The following is a 17609-nucleotide window of genomic DNA, read 5'->3' as shown; positions in this document are numbered from 1 at the left end:
CGGGACCTCCGTCTTCAGCCTCAAGTGACGCCCGCCGGTCGCTATCCCGCGGGCAAGGGCCGGTTTCCTATTCTATCCGGCGAATTCTAGACACAAAAGATAAACCAACGTTTGCCGCGCCGCGAGGGGGCTGCGATCACATTCAAGCAATCGCTCGAAACGATTGCGCTTCTTGTCTTTTGCTGCGATTGCCGGCGGCGCCGAGCCGTCAGCTATGCGCGAAGATGTCCTCTTCGCCCCAGCCGGCGAGGTCGAGATCGGCGCGGGTCGGCAGGAAGCGGAAGCAGGCCTCGGCCATTTCCAGGCGCCCTTCGCGCTCCAGCATGGCCAAGAGCCGCTGGCGCAGGGCGTGCAGGTTGAGCACGTCGGAGGCGGCGTATTCGAGCTGCGCCTGGCTGAGCATCGCCGCGCCCCAGTCCGACGACTGCTGCGCCTTGGAGATATCGATGCCGAGGAGCTCCTTGGTGACGTCCTTCAGGCCGTGCCGGTCGGTGTAGGTGCGGGTGAGCCGCGAGGCGATCTTGGTGCAGAACAAGGGTGTGACGGTTATGCCGAAGGTCTGCTTCAGGATGGCGATGTCGAAGCGGGCGAAGTGGAACACCTTGATCCGCCTGGGATCGGTGAGCAGCCGGACGAGATTGGGCGCCGCGGTCTGGCCCTTGGCGATCTGCACGACGTCGGCCGAGCCGTCGCCCGGCGACAGCTGCACGACGCAGAGCCGGTCGCGATGCGGATTGAGGCCGAGGGTTTCGGTATCGATGGCAATGACCTCGCCGTAGGCGTCGAGGTCGGGAAGGTCGCCGGTATGGAGGCGGATGGTCATGGCGGAACTCTGCAAGCTGGCACATCCGCCTGAAAAGCCGTCGGCCTTCCGAACGGACGGATGCATGAAAAGCGACCGGCGGCATGGCCGCCGGTCCCGGGAAACGATCCGCCGTATATGCGGACGCCGAACGGCCGAGCGCAAGAAAATTATGCCGCCGCCGTCCGACGTCCGGGAGATCAGGCCGCCGCCGCGTCGGTGATCCTGAGGCCGGCGATGTCGTCGGCGAGGCGGGCGATGTCCTCGATCGTCTCCTCGCGCGGCAGGCCCTTGGTCATGACCGGCTCCAGGACCTCGGCCTTGAGGCGCGGCAGCAGGGCGATCACCTGGTCGGGCAGGCTGCCCTCCCAGCCGAAGGAGCCCATCACCGCCACCTTGCGCGTCTTGGGTGCCAGGGCGTTGATCAGGATCGCCGCGGCGGCAAGGCTCGGATGCGGGCCGGACAGCACCGTCGGGGAGGCGAAGACGATGGTCGAGGCGTCGACGATGCTCATGGCGAGCGCGCCGCTGTCGAGGTCCACCACGTTGACCGGCTGGGCGGCGACGCCGCGCTCGGTGAGGCGGTCGACCAGGAGGGCGACCATCTTCGCCGTGCTCTCGTACATCGACACATAGGGGATGACCACCAGCGGCCTGACCTCGTCGGACGTCCAGCCGCGATAGAGGTCGAAGATCAAGGCCGGACGGTCGTGCACCGGGCCGTGGCTCGGCGCCACGAACAGCGGATCGAACGCCTCGACCTTTTGGAGCGCTTCGGCCGAGAAGCCGCGATAGGGCATCATGATCTCGGCGTAGTAGCGCTTGGCGGAGATGGCGACCTGCGCTTCGTCGCGGGCGAACAGCCCGGTGGTGGCGAGATGGGCGCCGAGAAAGTCGCAGGTGAAGGCGATTCGGTCCTCGACCGCAAAGGTAACCATGGTGTCCGGCCAGTGCACCCAGGGCGTCAGATGGAAGGAAAGCGTCTTGCCGCCGAGATCCAGGCTGTCGCCGTCGCGTATGGTGACGAAGGCGTCGCGATCGACCGGCAGCGTGTCGAGGATGAAGCGCTTGCACTTGGCATTCGTCACCACCTTCGCTTCGGGAAACAGGGCGAGCAGCGCCGGGATCGAGCCGGAGTGATCCTGCTCGGCGTGGTTGGCGACGATGTAGTCGAGCCGGTCGATGCCGGCTGCCTTCAACGCGGCGATCAGTTCCTCGGCCTTGGGCGGATAGACGGTATCGATCAGTGCGGTCTTGTCCCGGCCGCGGACAAGATAGGAATTGTAGGTCGTCCCCTCGGGCAGCGGTACCAATTCGTCGAACAGCTTGCGATCCCAATCGATGGCACGAAACGAAAGGATGTCGTCGGTAATGCGCTGGGCGATCATTGCAGGTATTCCTCGGGGTGGCGGGCTCTCGTCGCGGCTCCAGGCCGCGTCGGCGCGTGTCTTCGTTTACCCGCAAGGGATTAGGCGCGTTGACGATTTCCGACAAGCATGGAACGGTTCTAAAACGATCCGGCGCAAGGCTGCCCCGCGATGAGCGCAGATATCAAAAAACCCGCCCCGGGGGGCAGGCTATTCAACGAACATCGATCACGTGAAACGGACAGCCCGTCGATCTCCGGAGATCGACGATGGTGCCCAGGAAAGGACTCGAACCTTCACGCCTCGCGGCACACGGACCTGAACCGTGCGCGTCTACCAATTCCGCCACCTGGGCACAGGGGTCGTCGGCTGGCGGGGTGAATACGGGGTCGGCGCGGCGTTGTCAACCGCCATTTCCGTTCTCTCCGACAAATTGCCGCCGGCTACGGAATGCTACGCTGTCCGGTCTGTACAGGGCGCGGCATCCTGCCGTAATAACTTGGTTTTGCTGGTTCGGCCCACCGTTGGCAACGGGCGGCGGCCGGGATTGTTCGCCGCAACATGCGCAGGAAGGGATCGTCATGCCCCTCGTTCGTGAAGAACAGCCGATCGTCACCATCTTCGGCGCCTCCGGCTTCCTCGGCCGCCACGTCGTGCGGGCGCTGGCCAGGCGCGGCTGGCGCATCCGCGCCGCCTGCCGCCGGCCCGATCTCGCCACCCACCTGCAGCCGCTCGGCGGCGTCGGCCAGATCATGCCGATGCAGGCCAACCTGCGCTACCGCGCCTCGGTGGACCGGGCGGTGAGCGGCGCCGACGCCGTCGTCAATCTCGTCGGCATCCTCTCCGCTTCCGGCCGTCAGACCCACGCCGCCGTGCAGGCCTTCGGGGCCCGCGCCGTCGCCGAGGCGACCGCCGCCGCCGGCATCTCCCGCCTCGTGCATGTCTCGGCCATCGGCGCCGACGCCGCCTCCGGCTCGGTCTATGCCCGCACCAAGGCGGCCGGCGAGGCGGCCGTGCTCGACGTCGTGCCGGACGCGGTGGTGCTGAGGCCGTCCGTGGTGTTCGGTCCCGAGGACCATTTCATCAACCTGTTCGGCGAGCTTGCCGCGCGGAGCCCGGTGCTGCCGCTGATCGGCGGCGGCTTGACGCTCCTGCAGCCGGTATTCGTCAGCGATGTCGCCGAGGCGATTGCCCGCGCCGTCGAGGGCCGCATCACGGGCGGTCGCGTCTACGAGCTGGGCGGGCCGGAAGTTCTGACCTTCCGCGCCGTCATCGAGCGCTTGCTCGCCGAGACCGGCCGCCGCCGGCGCCTTCTGACGGTTCCCTTCGGTCTCGCCGCGCTTGTCGCGCGGCTGACCGCCTGGTTGCCCGGCGCGCCCCTGACGCCGGACCAGGTCGAGCTGCTGAAGGCGGGAAGCGTGGTTTCGGCCGCCGCCATCGGCGAGGGCCGCACGTTCGAAGCCCTAGGCATCGCGCCGACGTCGCTCGGCGTCGTGTTGCCCGAATATGCCGTCCGCTTCCGTCCGCATGGCCAATACGACCGGGACGGCGCGACGGCCTGAAGCCGGTGGGTCAGTGGACCCAGCCGGTCAGGATCAGGGCGAACAGCAGCCCGCCGAACAGCACGCGGTAGACGGCGAAGGCGGTGAAGCGGTTGGTCTGGATGTAACCCAGCAGCCATTTGACCGAGACGAAGGCGGTGATCGCCGAAGCGATGAAGGCGACGGTGAGGGCCAGCCAGTCCTCGCCGGCTGCCGCGGCGCCGTCCCTCAGCGTGGCGACGATCTCGAAGGCGCTCGCCGCGTACATGGTGGGAATGCCCACCAGGAAGGCGAACTCGGTGGCCGCCGCCCGGTTGCCGGTGCCGAGCAGCATGGCCACGAAGATGGTCGAGGCCGAGCGCGACGTTCCGGGGAACACGCCCGCCACCACCTGCGCTATGCCGACCATCACCGCAACCGTCCAGCTGATATGGCTGCTTTCCGGTCGTTTGGCGGCGAAATATTCGGCGAGAATCATCCAGAAGCCGCCGATCACCAGGGCCCAGGCGATCGGCACCACGGTTTCCGGCAACTTGAAGCCGAGTTTCTTGGCAATAAGGCCGAGCACGGACGTGACGAGGAAGGCGACGACCAGCTTGCCGATGTAAAGCCGCGTCTCCGGATCGCGCCAGCCGGTCAGGAACCCGACGAGCCGCTGCCAGTAGATCACCGTCACCGCCAGTATGGCGCCGGCCTGGATGACGATGTTGAACATGTCGGACCGCGCGCCGAGCCACTGTTCGGCGATGATGAGATGGCCAGTGCTGGAAATCGGCAGGAACTCGGTGATACCTTCGATAATGCCAAGGAGAAGCGCTTGAATGAGGCCCGTCAGATCCATGTCGCGATGCTTTCGGTAAAAATGGGTGAAGCGAAAGGGGTAAACTGGTAACCGGTTGTTCATACATGGCGTCGGCTCTATAGGCCAGCCTCGCGGCTCCGCCGCCGTTGCGAATCGGACGGGCGCGGGGCGGCGCTGGACATTCCTGGCGATCCATCACCACCCTCTTGTCTTGACGTCGGCCAAGCCGGCGATCCGGGTTCACGATGCTCAAGCTTTATCATCATCCATTTTCCACCACGTCGCGCTTCGTCCGGCTGATGCTGGCCGAGCATGACGCCAAGGTGGAGCTCGTCGTCGAGAAGACCTGGGAACGGCGGCCGGAATTCCTTGAGCTCAATCCGGCCGGCAGCGTGCCCGTCCTCGTCGAGAACGACGGCCCGCCGATCGTCGGCGCCGGCCCGATCATGGAATATGTCGACGAGACGCGCGGCTACGCGCTCGGCGACCGGCGCCTGATGCCCAACCATCCGGAAGCGCGCGCCGAGATGCGCCGCCTCGTCGACTGGTTCCTGCACAAGACGCACGACGAGGCGGTGCAGTATTTCCAGCACGAGAAGATCATGAAGCTGGAGCTGCCGCGCGAGCTGGGCGGCGGCTCGCCCGACAATCAGGTGCTGCGGGTTGCCCGCGTCAACATCAAGCATCATCTTCACTACATCGGCTGGCTGTCTGGCTCGCGCAACTGGCTGTCCGGCGAGCAGCTCACCTTCGCCGACCTCGCCGCCGCCGCCGAGCTGTCGGTGGTCGACTATGTCGGCGACGTGCCTTGGGACGAGGATCTCAATGCCAAATATTGGTATGCCAGGATCAAGTCGCGCCCGACCTTCCGCACCTTGCTTGCCGACCGCTTGGCCGGCCTGCCGGCAGCGCCGATCTACACTGATCTCGACTTCTGAGCCGGCCTTGGGGAGAGCGTTTTGAACTGGCGGGCCCGCGCCCGCGATCTCGGTTTCTCGGCGATCGGCGTCGCGCCGGTCGATCGGCTCGGTGAGGCCGCGCGCCGGTTGCGCACCTTCGTCGATCTCGGCCGCCACGGCTCGATGGCCTGGATGGAGGAGACGCTCGAACGGCGCGCCGACCCGCGCGTGCTGTGGCCGGAGGCGCGGTCGGCCGTGGTGCTGGCCATGAACTACGGCCCGGACAGCGACCCGCTCGCCAATCTCGCAAGGCCCGCCGTCGGCAACATTTCCGTCTACGCCCGCCACCGCGACTATCACGACGTGCTGAAGGGCCGCCTCAAGGAGGTGGCCGGCCTGATCGCCCGCGACACCGGCGCCGACGTCAAGGTGTTCGTCGATACCGCCCCGCTGATGGAAAAGCCGCTTGCCGCGCTGGCCGGCGTCGGCTGGCAGGGCAAGCACACCAACCTCGTCTCGCGCGACTTCGGCTCCTGGCTGCTGCTCGGCGTCATCCTGTCGGCCGCCGACCTGCCGCCGGACGAGCCGGCCAACGACCGTTGCGGTGCCTGCCGCCGCTGCCTCGACGCCTGCCCGACCGGCGCCCTGCCGGCGCCCTACCAGATCGACGCGCGGCTTTGCATCTCCTATCTCACCATCGAGCACGCCGGTCCCATTCCCGAGGACCTGAGGCCGCTGATCGGCAATCGCATCTACGGCTGCGACGACTGTCTTGCCGTCTGTCCCTGGAACAAGTTCGCGAGCGAAGCGGCCGAGATGAAGCTGAGGCCGCGGCCCGAGCTGACGGCGCCGTCGCTCACAGCGCTCGCGGCATTGGACGATGCCGCCTTCCGGGCGCTGTTTTCCGGATCGCCGGTGAAGCGCATCGGCCGGAATCGCTTTGTCCGCAACGTGGCGATCGCCATCGGTAATTCCGGCGATCCGGCGTTGGCCCCGGCGCTGACGCCGCTGCTCGACGATCCCGATCCGGTCGTGGCCGAGGCGGCAAGATGGGCTATCGATCGCCTGCCGCCGTAGAAGAGGTTAGCGGCCGCCGGCTCCGCTGACCTCGCGGCCGAAGGCATCGGGCACGCGGAGCGCTGCGATGGCGCCGGCCAGCGCCAGCACCGCCATGATCCAGAACGTGCCCTGCAGCTCGGGAAGGCCGATGTCGTCGCGACCCATGGCGATTTGCAGCGCCGACAGGCTGAAGGCGGCGACGGCCACGCCGGCGGCCTGGGTCGCCTGCTGCATCATGGCGATCAGGTTGGAGGCGTTGCCGCGCTCGGCGCCCGGCACGTCGGCGAAGGCCAGCGTCGTCAGGGTGGTCAGTTGCACCGAGCGGACGCTGCCGGCGAACAGCAGGATCACCACCACCACGAAAGGCCGGTCGAGCGAGCCGACCAGGGCGCAGGCCACCATCGACAGCGCCACCAGCACGCCATCGCCGACCAGCACGCTGCGGAAGCCGAACCGCCGCATCAGCGGTGTGGTGATGAACTTGATGCCGAGATTGCCGACGAAGTAGACGAGCACCCACAGGCCGGCCGCCGCCGGCGACAGGCCGAAGCCGAGCTGGAACCACAGCGGCAGCAGGAAAGGCGCCGCCGAGAACAGCACGCGGTAGAGGCCGCCCGGATGAAAGGCGTAGCCGAGGCTGGGCCGCGACAGCGCGGCGAGCGACAGCAGCGGCTCGGGATGCCGCCTCAGATGACGGACGGCGGCGACGCCGAGAAGGCCGCCGAGGCCGATCATCGCCAGCGCGACGATGCGTTCGCCGCCGGCTTCGGCGGAGCGCTGGAAACCGGCGAGCAGCGCCGTCAGGCTGGCGGCGCACAGCAGGAAGCCGACGACGTCGAGCCGCCGCACGTCGTCGCCGCGTTCGTTCGGCACCAGCTTGAGGATGGCCAGCAGGCCGCAGATGCCGAGCGGCAGGTTGAGCCAGAAGTTCCAGCGCCAACTGAGATGTTCGGTGATGAAGCCGCCCAGCACCGGTCCGACGATCGGCGCCATCAGCGCCGGCCAGACCATCAGCGCCGTGGCTCGCACGAAATCCGCCCTGGCGGCCCGGCGCATCACCACGGCGGTGCCGACCGGCAGCAGCAGGGCGCCGCCGACCCCCTGCACCACCCGGGCTACGATCAGTTCCGGCAGCGTCTGGCAAAGCGCGCACCACACCGACGACAGCGTGAAGGCGGCGAGCGCCGCCACCAGCACGTCGCGGGCGCCGAACCGGTCCGACAGCCAGTTGGCCAGCGGCGAAGCGGCGGCGGCCGCCAGCACATAGGCGGTGACGGCCAGCGACAGGTCGATCGGCGCGACGCCGAAAGCGCGCGCCATGGTCGGCAGCGACGTGTTGATGATGGCGCTGTCGAGGATCTGCATAAAGCCGATCGCCGCCATGGTCAGCGCGACGGCGGGCGAATAGCGGGTGAGGACGGCGGCGGGAAGGACGGGCGTGTCGGTCATCGGCGGGATAGGCGGAGGGCAGGAACGGAAACCACCGGGCACGGATATCTGCGGTTCGGGGAGGTGCGGCGCGGTGGCGTCGGAGCCCGTCATGCGGCATCGGAGACGAAAAGAACAGGCCGGATGCGGCTTGAAACGTTCAAAGTTCGGTGAAGGCAAGCCGGCTTTGCTTGGCGGCCGCGGTCCGGCCGGCGGCATTTCCCGTTTCCATTTCCCCCTCCCCCTGATAGAAGCCGGTTATTCCCGCCGCAGGAGTGACAGCGAGCCATGCGCACGGCCAGCCTCAGCCGCTCGACCCGCGAAACCGAGATCTCCGTCCGCCTCGACCTCGACGGTCGCGGCGAGGCCGACATCTCCACCGGTGTCGGCTTCTTCGACCACATGCTGACGCAGATCGCCCGCCATGGCCTGATCGATCTCGAGGTCAAGGCGAAGGGCGACCTCCATATCGACGACCACCACACCGTCGAGGACGTCGGCATCGCGCTCGGCCAGTGCTTTCGCAAGGCGCTCGGCGACAAGGCCGGCATCACCCGCTATGCCGACGTGACCTTGCCGCTCGACGAGGCGCTGTCCCGCGTCGTCGTCGACATCTCCGGCCGGCCCTGTCTGGTCTTTCGCACCAGCTTCCACGCGCCGAAGATCGGCAGCTTCGATACCCAGCTCGTCGAGGAATGGTTTCGCGCCTTCGCCATGCAGGCCGGCCTGACGCTGCACGTCGAGACCTTCTACGGATCGAACGATCACCATATCGCCGAGAGCTGCTTTAAGGCGCTGGCCCGCGCCCTGCGTTTCGCCGTTGCCGTCGATCCGGCCCAGGGCGGCCGCGTGCCGTCGACCAAGGGTGTTCTCGAAGCCTGACGGAGGCATGAATGGCCATCTTCAGCGTTCATCTGCTTGGCGACGCCCCGCCGCAAGTCGCGGCCGACCGCGCGGTCTTCGTGCGCGACGGTTTCGCTTTCTGGGCCTTCCTGCTCGGGCCGCTGTGGTTCCTCTGGCATCGCGAATGGTTGGGCCTTGTCGGCTGGCTGGTGATCGCCGCGCTGATCGCCGTCTCGGAGCGCTGGCTCGGCTCGGTGACCGGCGGCGGTTTCGAGCTGATCCTGGCGCTGGCCACCGGCATCGTCGCCAACGATATCCGCCGCCTGACATTGGCGCTACGCGGCTTCCGGGAAAGCGGCGTCGTCGAAGCCCAAAGCCATGAGGCGGCCGAGCGGCGCTTCTTCGATAGCTGGCTCGCCCAGCCCCGCCCGGCCTCGCCGTCGGCGCCGCCGGTCGTTCATCCCGCCAGAAGCGTCCCGCCGGGCGTCCTCGGCCTCTTCCCGGAAAGCGGAGCCCGGCCATGACCGTCGCCATCATCGATTATGGCTCCGGCAATTTGCGGTCGGCGGCCAAGGCCTTCGAGCGGGCCGCCCGCGACAGCGGTGGCGATGCCATCCTGGTGACCGCCGATCCGGATGCCGTGCGCGCCGCCGACCGCGTCGTGCTGCCGGGCGTCGGCGCCTTTGCCGACTGCAAGGCCGGCCTTGCCGCCGTTCCCGGCATGATCGAGGCGCTGACCGAGACGGTCATCGACAAGGGGCGCCCCTTCCTCGGCATCTGCGTCGGCATGCAACTGATGGCGCGGCGCGGCCTCGAGAAGACGGTGACCGACGGCCTCGGCTGGATCGATGGCGACGTCGAGCCCATCAAGCCCGGGGATCCCGCCCTCAAGGTGCCGCACATGGGCTGGAACACCATCGACCTCGTCCGGCCCCATGCGCTGCTGCAAGGGCTGGCCACCGGCGACAACGGCCTCCACGCCTATTTCGTCCACAGCTACCACATGACGCTGCGCGAGACCGGCGCGCTGATCGCCGTCGCCGACTACGGCGGTCCGGTCACCGCCATGATCGGCCGCGACAACATCGCCGGCACCCAGTTCCACCCCGAGAAGAGCCAGACGCTCGGCCTCGGGCTCATTGCCAACTTCCTGAGGTGGCGCCCGTGATTCTCTACCCCGCCATCGATCTCAAGGACGGCGCCTGCGTTCGGCTGAAGCTCGGCGACATGAATGCCGCCACCGTCTACAACGCCGATCCGGCCGCGCAGGCCCGCGCCTTCCGGGACATCGGCTTTGACTGGCTGCACGTCGTCGACCTCAACGGCGCCTTCGCCGGCCGTTCGGTCAACGGCGCGGCGGTCGACGCCATCGTCGCGGCCGTGGCGCCGGGCATGCGCGTCCAGCTCGGCGGCGGCATCCGCGACATGGCGGCCATCGAAGCCTGGCTCGGCAAGGGTATTTCCCGCGTCATCCTCGGCACGGTGGCCCTGCGCGATCCGGAGCTGGTGAAAGCGGCGGCAAAGGCCTTTCCCGGCCGCATCGTGGTCGGCATCGACGCCCGCGGCGGCAAGGTGGCCGTCGAGGGCTGGGCGGAAAGCGCCGAGCTGACCGCCGTCGAGCTGGCCGGCCGCTTCGAGGATGCCGGCGTCGCCGCCATCGTCTATACCGACATCGATCGCGACGGCGTGCTGAAGGGGCTCAACCTTCCGGCGACGCTGGCGCTTGCCCGTGCCGTATCGATCCCGGTGATCGCCTCCGGTGGCCTCGCCTCGATGGACGATATCGAGGCGCTCTGCCAGCCGGAGGCGGCGGTGCTCGACGGCGCCATCTCCGGCCGGGCGCTCTATGACGGCCGCCTCGACCCGCGCGCCGCCCTTGCCCGCCTGGCCGCGGTTCGACCCGCTCCGGCAGGCCCGGTTTCGTGATCGGGACTCGCGGCGAATTCAATCAAAATTGAGCTATTTTTGTAAGCGGGTCCTAAGCGCGGCCTGCCATAGTCTGGATATCAGGATTTGTCCGGAGTATGGCCATGCTGTTCATTGTCGCGATGTCGGGTCTCACGGGGTTCGTCGCCGGCGTGCGGCTGCGCCTGGTCCCGCTCATCCTTCTGGCGGCGATCGTGGCCTGCGCTGCCGGCGTCGGCGCAATTGCACTGGCCTTGCCCGGCTGGCAGATCGCCCTTTCGGTCGTCCTCGCCGTCACCGCCTTCGAGCTCGCCGCCTTCGCCGCCTTGACGGTGCGGGCCGGCCTGTCGCGCCCGGTCGCCGAGCCGCAAAAGGCCGGCGCCAAGTCGGCCCGGCCATCCCGGGCCGGTGCCACCGCCCTCCGCTGAGCGGAACGCAAAGCTAAGGGCCCGCGTTGCCCGCACGTCGCTTTTCCGGTTCCGGCCGCTCGCCGCGCAATCCTGCCATGCAGCTTTTCCGGCGGTTTTTTCCCTGGAATGACTGGAATTTGCAACTCATTTGCTTCATCTAGGGAAGGAGCGGGTGCTATCACCCCGCACGCGGCCGTGTGCCCGCCGACGCGGATCCGTGTCGGTCGCGGCCGGATGTGCACTGGCGGAGGAAGCCGATCTTGAACGCCTATACCTCGAACGTCGCGACCGGCGCCGAAGGCGCCCAGGCCTTCCCGATCCCCGACAACGTCTATGCCGAGACGGTAACCGAGGTCCGCCACTACACCGACCGGCTGTTCCGCTTCCGCACCACGCGCCCGGCCAGTTTCCGCTTCCGCTCCGGCGAATTCGTGATGATCGGCCTGCCCAATGCCGAACGACCGGTATTCCGCGCCTATTCCGTGGCGAGCCCCGCCTGGGACGACGAGCTCGAGTTCTTCTCCATCAAGGTGCCGGGCGGCCCGCTCACCGAATACCTGCAGAAGGTCAAGGTCGGCGACACCATCCTGATGCGCAAGAAGCCGACGGGAACGCTGGTGATCGACGCGCTGCTGCCCGGCAAGCGCCTCTATTTGTTGTCGACCGGCACCGGCGTCGCCCCCTTCGCCAGCCTTATCCGCGATCCCGAGGTCTACGAGAAGTTCGAAGAGGTGATCCTCGTCCAGACCTGCCGCGAGGTGGCCGAGCTCGCCTATGCCCGCGAGCTCTACGACGACGTGGTCAATCACGAATTCCTCGGCGAACTCGCCGCCGGCAAGCTCCGCCTCTACGATTCGGCGACGCGCGAGCCGCATCCGCGCCAGGGCCGCATCACCGATCTCATCGATTCCGGCAAGCTGTTTGTCGATCTCGGCGTTCCGCCCTTCGATCCGTCCGTCGACCGGGCGATGATCTGCGGCTCGATGGCGATGATCAAGGACACCAAGGACCGGCTCGAGCGGTTCGGCCTCGTCGAAGGCGCCAACAACGCTCCCAACACTTTCGTCGTCGAGCGCGCCTTCGTCGGCTAGGCTCCTGTTCGGACGACAGGCCCGATCAAGAAAGGCGTCCTTCGCGGGCGCCTTTTCTTTTCCGTTTGCCGCGCCGGATAACCTATTCCGGCCTCGGCGCCGTCGTCGATTCCCGGACGACGAGCTGCGTGGCGAGCTGGATGTGGTGCGAGTCCGGGCGTTCGCCGCGCGCCTGCTGCAGGAGCGTTCTCAGGGCCACGCGCCCCATGTCCTCGATGGGCTGGCGTACCGTCGTCAGCGGCGGCGCGGTCGTGAAGGCCGAATAGGTGTCGTCGAAGCCGACGACGGACAGATCGTCGGGAATCCGAAGGCCCTGACGACGCGCCGCTTCCAGGACACCCAGCGCGCTCGCGTCGCTGCCGGCGAAGATCGCCGTCGGTGGCCGTTCCCTGGCGAACAGCGTGGCGGCCATCTCCCGTCCGGCGCGGAAGGAGAAGCCCTGCTCGAGAACGAGCCCGGGGTCCGCCGCCACGCCCGCGTCGGACAGCGCGCTGAGGTAGCCCTGCAGCCGCTCGCGGGACGGCGCCGAGACGGACACGCCTCCGGCATAGGCGATCCGGCGGTGGCCGAGATCGAGCAGGTGCCTGGTCGCCTGCAGGCCGCCGGCGAAGTTGGTCGATCCGACGGAGACGACCTCGTCGTCGAGGGGATTGAGGGGATCGATCACCACGACGCTCAGCCCGGCCGCGCGCATCTGCGCGCGCTGCCCGGCGGTGAGCTCGGCCGTCACCACGATGACGCCGGCCCGGCCGTGCGTCGCCAGGCGCCTGATCCAGCTCGCCGACAGCGGCCCGCCGGCGTCGCCGGCCGCCGGGTCGAGCGCATCGACCAGCACTTCCACATCCTGGGCACGCGCGGCGCCGACGATGCCGCTCAGAACCTGCGCCGAATAGACGTTGGCCAGCGTATCGAACACGACGTTGACCGCCCGCAGGGATGCCGCGTCTCGCGGTCCCGTGGTCGGCACGTAGCCGAGCCGGCCGATCGCCTCCTCGACGCGCCGCCGGGTGTCCTCGGAAACATAGCGGCGATGGTTGAGAACCTTGGATGCGGTCGCCTTGGACACCCCGGCCAGCCGGGCCACCTCGTCGAGCGTCGGCCGCTCCATATCCGCATCCATGAAACGGCTCCTTTGCAGTGTGGTCTCAAATATCAGAAACTTTTTCGGAAATAAGAATTATAAAACTATCGTTCTTCTGATTGACTCGCGAAATAATCCATATATAGCCTGCGTATAGTAACGAAAAAAATAGGAAACTTTTTCCTATCCATAGGAAAATGCATCGGCCGAGGCGGGGCGAGCGGCCCGCTGGGATGGACTGCGGCCGGCATAGCCGCGAACGGAGGATCTGCAACGATGACACACGTCTATCACGTCGCCATCACCGGCTCGGACGCCGCCGACGGTTCGGCCGGCACGCCGTTGCGCACCATCAACCGCGCCGCGGCGCTGGCGCAGCCGGGCGATACCATTGTCGTTCACGAAGGCGAATACCGCGAGTGGGTCAAGCCGGCGCGCGGCGGGCTGAGCGACCGCCGGCGCATCACCTACGAGGCGGCCAGGGGCGAGCGGGTGGTGATCAAGGGCTCCGAGCGCATCGCCGACTGGACTCGCGAGGAGGGCGACGTCTGGCGGGCGGTCGTCCCCAACGCCCTGTTCGGCGGGTTCAATCCGTTCGCGGAGGAGGTCGGTGGCGACTGGCTCGTGCCGGCCGCAAACGGCCTGCCCAAGCACCTCGGCGAGGTCTATCTCGACGGACGCGGCTTCTACGAGGCGCCGGACCTTGCCGCCGTGCTTGAGCCGCCGACGCGCCGCGAGGAGGTGGACGGCTGGACCGGCACCGCCGAGCCGATCGAGGATCCCGACCGGACGCGTTCCGTCTGGTACGCCGAGGTCGGCGCGGATGCGACGACCATCTGGGCCAATTTCCAGGGTGCGGACCCGAATGCCGAGCTGGTCGAGATCAACGTGCGCCGCTCGGTCTTCTACCCCGTCGAGCATCACCTCGACTACATCACCGTTCGCGGCTTCGAGCTGGCGCATGCCGCCACGCCGTGGGCGCCGCCGACCGCCGACCAGCCCGGACTGATCGGCCCCAACTGGGCGAAGGGCTGGATCATCGAGGACAACGTCATCCACGACGCCAAGTGTTCGGCGGTGTCGCTCGGCAAGGAAGCGTCGACCGGCAACAACTATTCCACCTCACGCGGCGACAAGCCGGGCTACCAGTATCAGTTGGAGTCGGTCTTCGCCGCCCGGCAGATCGGCTGGGATCGCGAGCATATCGGCTCGCACATCGTGCGTCGCAACACGATCTTCGACTGCGGCCAGAACGGCGTCGTCGGCCACCTGGGCGCGATCTTCTCGACGATCGAGGACAATCACATCCACCACATCGGCACCAAGCGCGAGTTCTACGGTTACGAGATCGGCGGCATCAAGCTCCACGCCGCCATCGACGTCCGGATCCTGCACAACCGGATCCACCACTGCACGCTCGGCACCTGGCTCGACTGGCAGACCCAGGGCACGCGCGTGTCGCGAAATCTCTACTATGCCAACACCCGCGACCTGTTCGTCGAGGTCAGTCACGGCCCCTATGTGGTCGACCACAATATCCTCGCCTCGCCGGTGGCGCTGGAAATCTTCAGCCAGGGCGGGGCCTTCGTCAACAATTTCATCTGCGGCGCGCTGCGCCTCGAGCCCGTCCTGGACCGCGCCACGCCCTACCATCGCCCGCACAGCACCGAGGTCGCCGGCTATGCCGTGATCTACGGCGGCGACGACCGCTACATCGGCAATCTGTTCCTCGGCGGCGACGCCGACCGCGCCTTCAAGCCCGGCAGCGAGGGGCACGCCCTGGCCACCTACGGCACGTGCGGTTACGACGGCTTGCCCGCCACCTTCGCCGACTACCTCAAGCGGATCAACCAGCGCCTGGGCGACCACCAGCGGTTCCACGGCGTCAAACAGCCCGCCTACATCCATCACAACGCCTATGCGGCGGGGGCGCGGGCCTTCGAGCTCGAGCGCGACCCCCTCGCCGTCGAGGCTCCCGTCTCGTTTAGCGTCGTCGACGAGGGCGACCAAGTCTACCTCGACGCCGATATTCCCGACGCCCTCGGCGCCGGCGTTCTGTCCGTGGTCACCCAGGACGACTTGCCGCGCGTCCGCTTCCCGGATGCGGACTTCGAGGAGCCGGACGGTTCGCCGCTGACGCTGCACTGCGACCTGCTCGGTCATCGCAAGGAGATCGGCCGGACCTATCCGGTCGGGCCGCTGGCCACGCTCGCCGCCGGCGCGAGCCGCATCCGCCTCTGGTGAAGAGGCTGTCATTCCGCGAGACGCGGGCATGAAGCCCGCGCCTCGCGTGAAATCGCCGCCCCGGCCGGCACTCAGGCCCGCCGCAGCGACAGCCCGGTCAACCGCTCCGAAAGCATCCAGAGACGTTCGGCCGCGTCCGGGTCCATGGCCCAAGCCGCCACTCCCTTGTTGCCTTCCGCCTCGTTCTGCGACAGGGCCACCTCGCAGTCCTCGCAATAGACGCCGCCGAGGCCGTCGAGTTGCCGGCTCGTCGCCGCCCAGGCGCTGGTCGCCGCTCCCTGCTCCGGGCTCTTGAGGTCCCGCGACGGATCGACGCGGCGGTTGCCGTTCTCGTCGTAGACGTCGAAGGAATTGATCTCCGCCTCGCTCAGGTGGCGGGCCAGGTCGGTCAGGATCACGCCTGGATGCAGCGAGAAGGCGCGCACGCCGTACGCCGCTCCCCGCCGGTCGAGCCCGAGCGCGAACAGGGCGTTCGCCGTCTTGGATTGGCCGTAAGCCTGCCATTTGTCATAGGCACGGGCGCGGAAGTCATGGTCGTCGAAATCGACCGGCCCGATCTGGTGCCCGCGCGAGGAAACCGACACGACGCGTGCCCCGTCCGCCTTGACGAGCGCCGGCCAGAGGCTCGCCACCAGCCGGAAATGACCGAGATGGTTGGTCGAAAACTGGCTCTCGTGGCCGTCGGCGTCGCGCGCGAGCGGCGTCGCCATGATGCCGGCGCTGTTGACGAGGATGGAGACCAGCGCGCCCGAGGCGACGATCCGTTCCGCGAAGGCGGCGATCGAGGCCGGGTCCGTCAGGTCCATCGCCTCGATGCGCACATTGTCGATGCCGGCCAGCATGCGCTCCGCCTTGGCCCGGTCGCGCGCCGGCACGATGACCGCGGCGCCGGCGCCGGCAAGCGCCCGCGTCGTCTCGAGGCCGAGGCCGGAATAGCCGCCGGTCACGATGGCCGATCTGCCGGAAAGGTCGATTCCCGCCACCACCTCCTGCGCCGTGCTCGCGCCGTTGAAGCGGGACCCGATGGGTTTCTGTTCGGACATGTCGTCACTCCTTGGTTCTCTCGTGCTGGTGTCCGCGCTTCATATCGGTTAGGTTCTCGGCGTTCCCAGCTTCGAAACTCCGGGTTTTCGTCGTGATCGTCCAGAATACGCAGGATGCGCTGTCTGACGTGCTGAGCGCCATCGACGCGCACGCCCTCTTCTCGGTCCGTTTCGCCGCCGGCGGCCCCTGGTCGGTCGCCTTCCCGCCGCCGTCCTACGTCAAGTTCAACGCGATCCGCCATGGCGGCGCCTGGCTGATTCAGGACGGCGAGGCGCCGCTGCGGGTCGGGGAGGGAGATTGCCTGGTGGTCAGCGGCAAGGCCTTCACGCTTTGCAGCGATCCGAAGCTACGGCCGATCCCGGCGCGAGACGTTTTCGCCGGCGGCAGCCTCGACGTCGCGGTCGGCGACGGTCGGGATTTCGTCCTCCTCGGCGGCAGCGTCAACCTCGATACGGTGGACGGCGCGTTGCTGACCGATGCCCTGCCGCCGATCGTCGTCATCCGCCGCGAGGAAGCCGGTCCCATCGCCTGGCTGCTGGAGCAGCTCGATGCCGAATGGAACGGCGGAGCGCCAGGGTCGCGCATCGCCTGCAACGACCTTCTGCGCCTGATCTTCATCCACGTGCTGCGTGCCTATCTCGCCCGCGGAACGGCGCATCATCCGGGCTGGCTCGCAGGGCTCGGCGACCGGCGTCTCGCCCCGGCGCTGCGCGCCATCCATGCCGAGCCGGCCCGCCGCTGGACGGTGGACGAACTCGCCCGCATCGCCGGCCAATCGCGCTCGGCCTTCGCCGAGCGGTTCCGCGCCACTGTCGGCGCCCCGCCGATCGACTATCTCGCGGCATGGCGCATGCGGCTCGCGGCTGCCCGGCTTCGGCGTGGCGACGAGCCCTTGCCGCGCATCGCCCAGTCCCTCGGCTATGCCTCCGACAGCGCCTTCGCCGCCACCTTCCGCCGCATTCTCGGCCAGTCGCCCGCCCGCTACCGCAGTCTGCACCGCGGCCTGCCGGCTTGACGCAGGCTTTCCGCCGGAGCTTGCCATTCCGACGGCGTGCAAAAACAAAAGGGCCGCCGGTTTCCCGGCGGCCCGATC

The 17609-nt window shown here is 67.9% G+C and carries 17 protein-coding genes and 1 tRNA gene; 11 read left to right on the top strand and 7 right to left on the bottom strand.

The window, feature by feature from the left end; genetic code table 11:
• Nucleotides 1-208: 208 nt before the first annotated feature.
• The 3 genes from CJ014_RS18270 to CJ014_RS18260 form a co-directional block, all read right to left on the bottom strand.
• Complete coding sequence (locus CJ014_RS18270; RefSeq protein ID WP_100081927.1) at nucleotides 209-823, bottom strand: ribonuclease D; 615 nt, start codon at nucleotides 821-823, stop codon at nucleotides 209-211.
• Nucleotides 824-1002: 179 nt separating this feature from the next.
• Nucleotides 1003-2190 carry an FprA family A-type flavoprotein gene (locus CJ014_RS18265; protein ID WP_100081926.1) on the bottom strand — a complete coding sequence of 396 codons (1188 nt, stop codon included), beginning with the start codon at nucleotides 2188-2190 and terminating at the stop codon, nucleotides 1003-1005.
• 249 nt (nucleotides 2191-2439) lie between these two features.
• Nucleotides 2440-2524, bottom strand: a tRNA-Leu gene (locus CJ014_RS18260).
• 226 nt (nucleotides 2525-2750) lie between these two features.
• Between CJ014_RS18260 and CJ014_RS18255 the strand changes: the two genes are divergently transcribed.
• Nucleotides 2751-3731 (top strand): complex I NDUFA9 subunit family protein, encoded by a 981-nt coding sequence (locus CJ014_RS18255; protein WP_100081925.1) that lies wholly within the window; start codon nucleotides 2751-2753, stop codon nucleotides 3729-3731.
• A 10-nt stretch (nucleotides 3732-3741) separates the two neighbouring features.
• Here the strand turns inward: CJ014_RS18255 and CJ014_RS18250 are convergent, their stop codons facing one another.
• A complete protein-coding gene (locus CJ014_RS18250) occupies nucleotides 3742-4551 on the bottom strand; it encodes an undecaprenyl-diphosphate phosphatase (RefSeq protein ID WP_100081924.1) in 810 nt (269 codons plus the stop codon).
• Between the two features lie 206 nt (nucleotides 4552-4757).
• On the opposite strand from CJ014_RS18250, the gene CJ014_RS18245 reads away from it, so the two are divergent.
• Together CJ014_RS18245 and queG are read left to right on the top strand one after the other, a co-directional pair.
• Nucleotides 4758-5450 (top strand): glutathione S-transferase family protein, encoded by a 693-nt coding sequence (locus CJ014_RS18245; protein ID WP_100081923.1) that lies wholly within the window; start codon nucleotides 4758-4760, stop codon nucleotides 5448-5450.
• Nucleotides 5451-5471: 21 nt separating this feature from the next.
• Entirely contained in the window at nucleotides 5472-6488 is a 1017-nt protein-coding gene (gene queG / locus CJ014_RS18240; RefSeq protein ID WP_100081922.1) for a tRNA epoxyqueuosine(34) reductase QueG, read from the top strand.
• Between the two features lie 6 nt (nucleotides 6489-6494).
• Here queG and CJ014_RS18235 read toward each other — a convergent pair whose 3' ends face one another.
• On the bottom strand, nucleotides 6495-7919 hold the full coding sequence (locus CJ014_RS18235; RefSeq protein WP_207765800.1) for an MFS transporter: 1425 nt from the start codon (nucleotides 7917-7919) through the stop codon (nucleotides 6495-6497).
• 267 nt (nucleotides 7920-8186) lie between these two features.
• Here CJ014_RS18235 and hisB point away from each other — a divergent pair, with 267 nt between their 5' ends.
• From hisB to CJ014_RS18205, 6 genes are all read left to right on the top strand, one after another.
• Nucleotides 8187-8780, top strand: a complete 594-nt coding sequence (hisB, locus tag CJ014_RS18230) for an imidazoleglycerol-phosphate dehydratase HisB (protein ID WP_100081921.1) — start codon at nucleotides 8187-8189, stop codon at nucleotides 8778-8780.
• A gap of 11 nt (nucleotides 8781-8791) precedes the next feature.
• Complete coding sequence (locus tag CJ014_RS18225) at nucleotides 8792-9265, top strand: DUF2628 domain-containing protein (RefSeq protein ID WP_100081920.1); 474 nt, start codon at nucleotides 8792-8794, stop codon at nucleotides 9263-9265.
• Nucleotides 9262-9909, top strand: a complete 648-nt coding sequence (gene hisH, locus CJ014_RS18220) for an imidazole glycerol phosphate synthase subunit HisH (RefSeq protein WP_100081919.1) — start codon at nucleotides 9262-9264, stop codon at nucleotides 9907-9909. The genes CJ014_RS18225 and hisH overlap by 4 nt, the downstream gene beginning before the upstream one ends.
• The gene (gene hisA / locus CJ014_RS18215; protein ID WP_100081918.1) at nucleotides 9906-10667 is read left to right on the top strand and encodes a 1-(5-phosphoribosyl)-5-[(5-phosphoribosylamino)methylideneamino]imidazole-4-carboxamide isomerase; all 762 of its coding nucleotides are present in this window, start codon (nucleotides 9906-9908) and stop codon (nucleotides 10665-10667) included. Before hisH ends, hisA begins: the two co-directional genes overlap by 4 nt.
• A 104-nt stretch (nucleotides 10668-10771) precedes the next feature.
• Entirely contained in the window at nucleotides 10772-11074 is a 303-nt protein-coding gene (locus tag CJ014_RS18210) for a hypothetical protein (RefSeq protein ID WP_133121879.1), read from the top strand.
• Nucleotides 11075-11373: 299 nt separating this feature from the next.
• Complete coding sequence (locus CJ014_RS18205) at nucleotides 11374-12147, top strand: ferredoxin--NADP reductase (RefSeq protein ID WP_207765804.1); 774 nt, start codon at nucleotides 11374-11376, stop codon at nucleotides 12145-12147.
• An 82-nt stretch (nucleotides 12148-12229) separates the two neighbouring features.
• Here the strand turns inward: CJ014_RS18205 and CJ014_RS18200 are convergent, their stop codons facing one another.
• Nucleotides 12230-13267 (bottom strand): LacI family DNA-binding transcriptional regulator, encoded by a 1038-nt coding sequence (locus CJ014_RS18200; RefSeq protein ID WP_207765799.1) that lies wholly within the window; start codon nucleotides 13265-13267, stop codon nucleotides 12230-12232.
• Nucleotides 13268-13504: 237 nt separating this feature from the next.
• On the opposite strand from CJ014_RS18200, the gene CJ014_RS18195 reads away from it, so the two are divergent.
• Nucleotides 13505-15472, top strand: a complete 1968-nt coding sequence (locus tag CJ014_RS18195; RefSeq protein ID WP_100081914.1) for a right-handed parallel beta-helix repeat-containing protein — start codon at nucleotides 13505-13507, stop codon at nucleotides 15470-15472.
• Between the two features lie 71 nt (nucleotides 15473-15543).
• On the opposite strand, the gene CJ014_RS18190 is transcribed toward CJ014_RS18195, so the two are convergent.
• Nucleotides 15544-16515 carry an oxidoreductase gene (locus tag CJ014_RS18190; protein WP_100081913.1) on the bottom strand — a complete coding sequence of 324 codons (972 nt, stop codon included), beginning with the start codon at nucleotides 16513-16515 and terminating at the stop codon, nucleotides 15544-15546.
• A 92-nt stretch (nucleotides 16516-16607) separates the two neighbouring features.
• Between CJ014_RS18190 and CJ014_RS18185 the strand changes: the two genes are divergently transcribed.
• Nucleotides 16608-17531: an AraC family transcriptional regulator gene (locus tag CJ014_RS18185; protein WP_100081912.1), complete on the top strand. Its 924-nt coding sequence runs from the start codon at nucleotides 16608-16610 to the stop codon at nucleotides 17529-17531.
• Nucleotides 17532-17609 lie beyond the last annotated feature (78 nt).

The organism is Pleomorphomonas carboxyditropha, assembly GCF_002770725.1.
GTDB lineage: Bacteria > Pseudomonadota > Alphaproteobacteria > Rhizobiales > Pleomorphomonadaceae > Pleomorphomonas > Pleomorphomonas carboxyditropha.
The sequence above is the reverse complement of the archived record's forward strand: the minus strand, read 5'-3'. Positions and strand labels throughout refer to the sequence as shown.

Excerpts from the sequence above, each read along its gene's own strand:
- hisB (WP_100081921.1), top strand. The coding sequence starts at position 8,187 with ATGCGCACGGCCAGCCTCAGCCGCTCGACCCGCGAAACCGAGATCTCC.
- CJ014_RS18225 (WP_100081920.1), top strand. The coding sequence starts at position 8,792 with ATGGCCATCTTCAGCGTTCATCTGCTTGGCGACGCCCCGCCGCAAGTC.
- CJ014_RS18200 (WP_207765799.1), bottom strand. The coding sequence starts at position 13,267 with ATGGATGCGGATATGGAGCGGCCGACGCTCGACGAGGTGGCCCGGCTG.
- CJ014_RS18245 (WP_100081923.1), top strand. The coding sequence starts at position 4,758 with ATGCTCAAGCTTTATCATCATCCATTTTCCACCACGTCGCGCTTCGTC.
- CJ014_RS18190 (WP_100081913.1), bottom strand. The coding sequence starts at position 16,515 with ATGTCCGAACAGAAACCCATCGGGTCCCGCTTCAACGGCGCGAGCACG.
- CJ014_RS18255 (WP_100081925.1), top strand. The coding sequence starts at position 2,751 with ATGCCCCTCGTTCGTGAAGAACAGCCGATCGTCACCATCTTCGGCGCC.
- hisH (WP_100081919.1), top strand. The coding sequence starts at position 9,262 with ATGACCGTCGCCATCATCGATTATGGCTCCGGCAATTTGCGGTCGGCG.
- CJ014_RS18265 (WP_100081926.1), bottom strand. The coding sequence starts at position 2,190 with ATGATCGCCCAGCGCATTACCGACGACATCCTTTCGTTTCGTGCCATC.
- CJ014_RS18270 (WP_100081927.1), bottom strand. The coding sequence starts at position 823 with ATGACCATCCGCCTCCATACCGGCGACCTTCCCGACCTCGACGCCTAC.
- CJ014_RS18195 (WP_100081914.1), top strand. The coding sequence starts at position 13,505 with ATGACACACGTCTATCACGTCGCCATCACCGGCTCGGACGCCGCCGAC.
- CJ014_RS18235 (WP_207765800.1), bottom strand. The coding sequence starts at position 7,919 with ATGACCGACACGCCCGTCCTTCCCGCCGCCGTCCTCACCCGCTATTCG.
- CJ014_RS18210 (WP_133121879.1), top strand. The coding sequence starts at position 10,772 with ATGCTGTTCATTGTCGCGATGTCGGGTCTCACGGGGTTCGTCGCCGGC.
- CJ014_RS18250 (WP_100081924.1), bottom strand. The coding sequence starts at position 4,551 with ATGGATCTGACGGGCCTCATTCAAGCGCTTCTCCTTGGCATTATCGAA.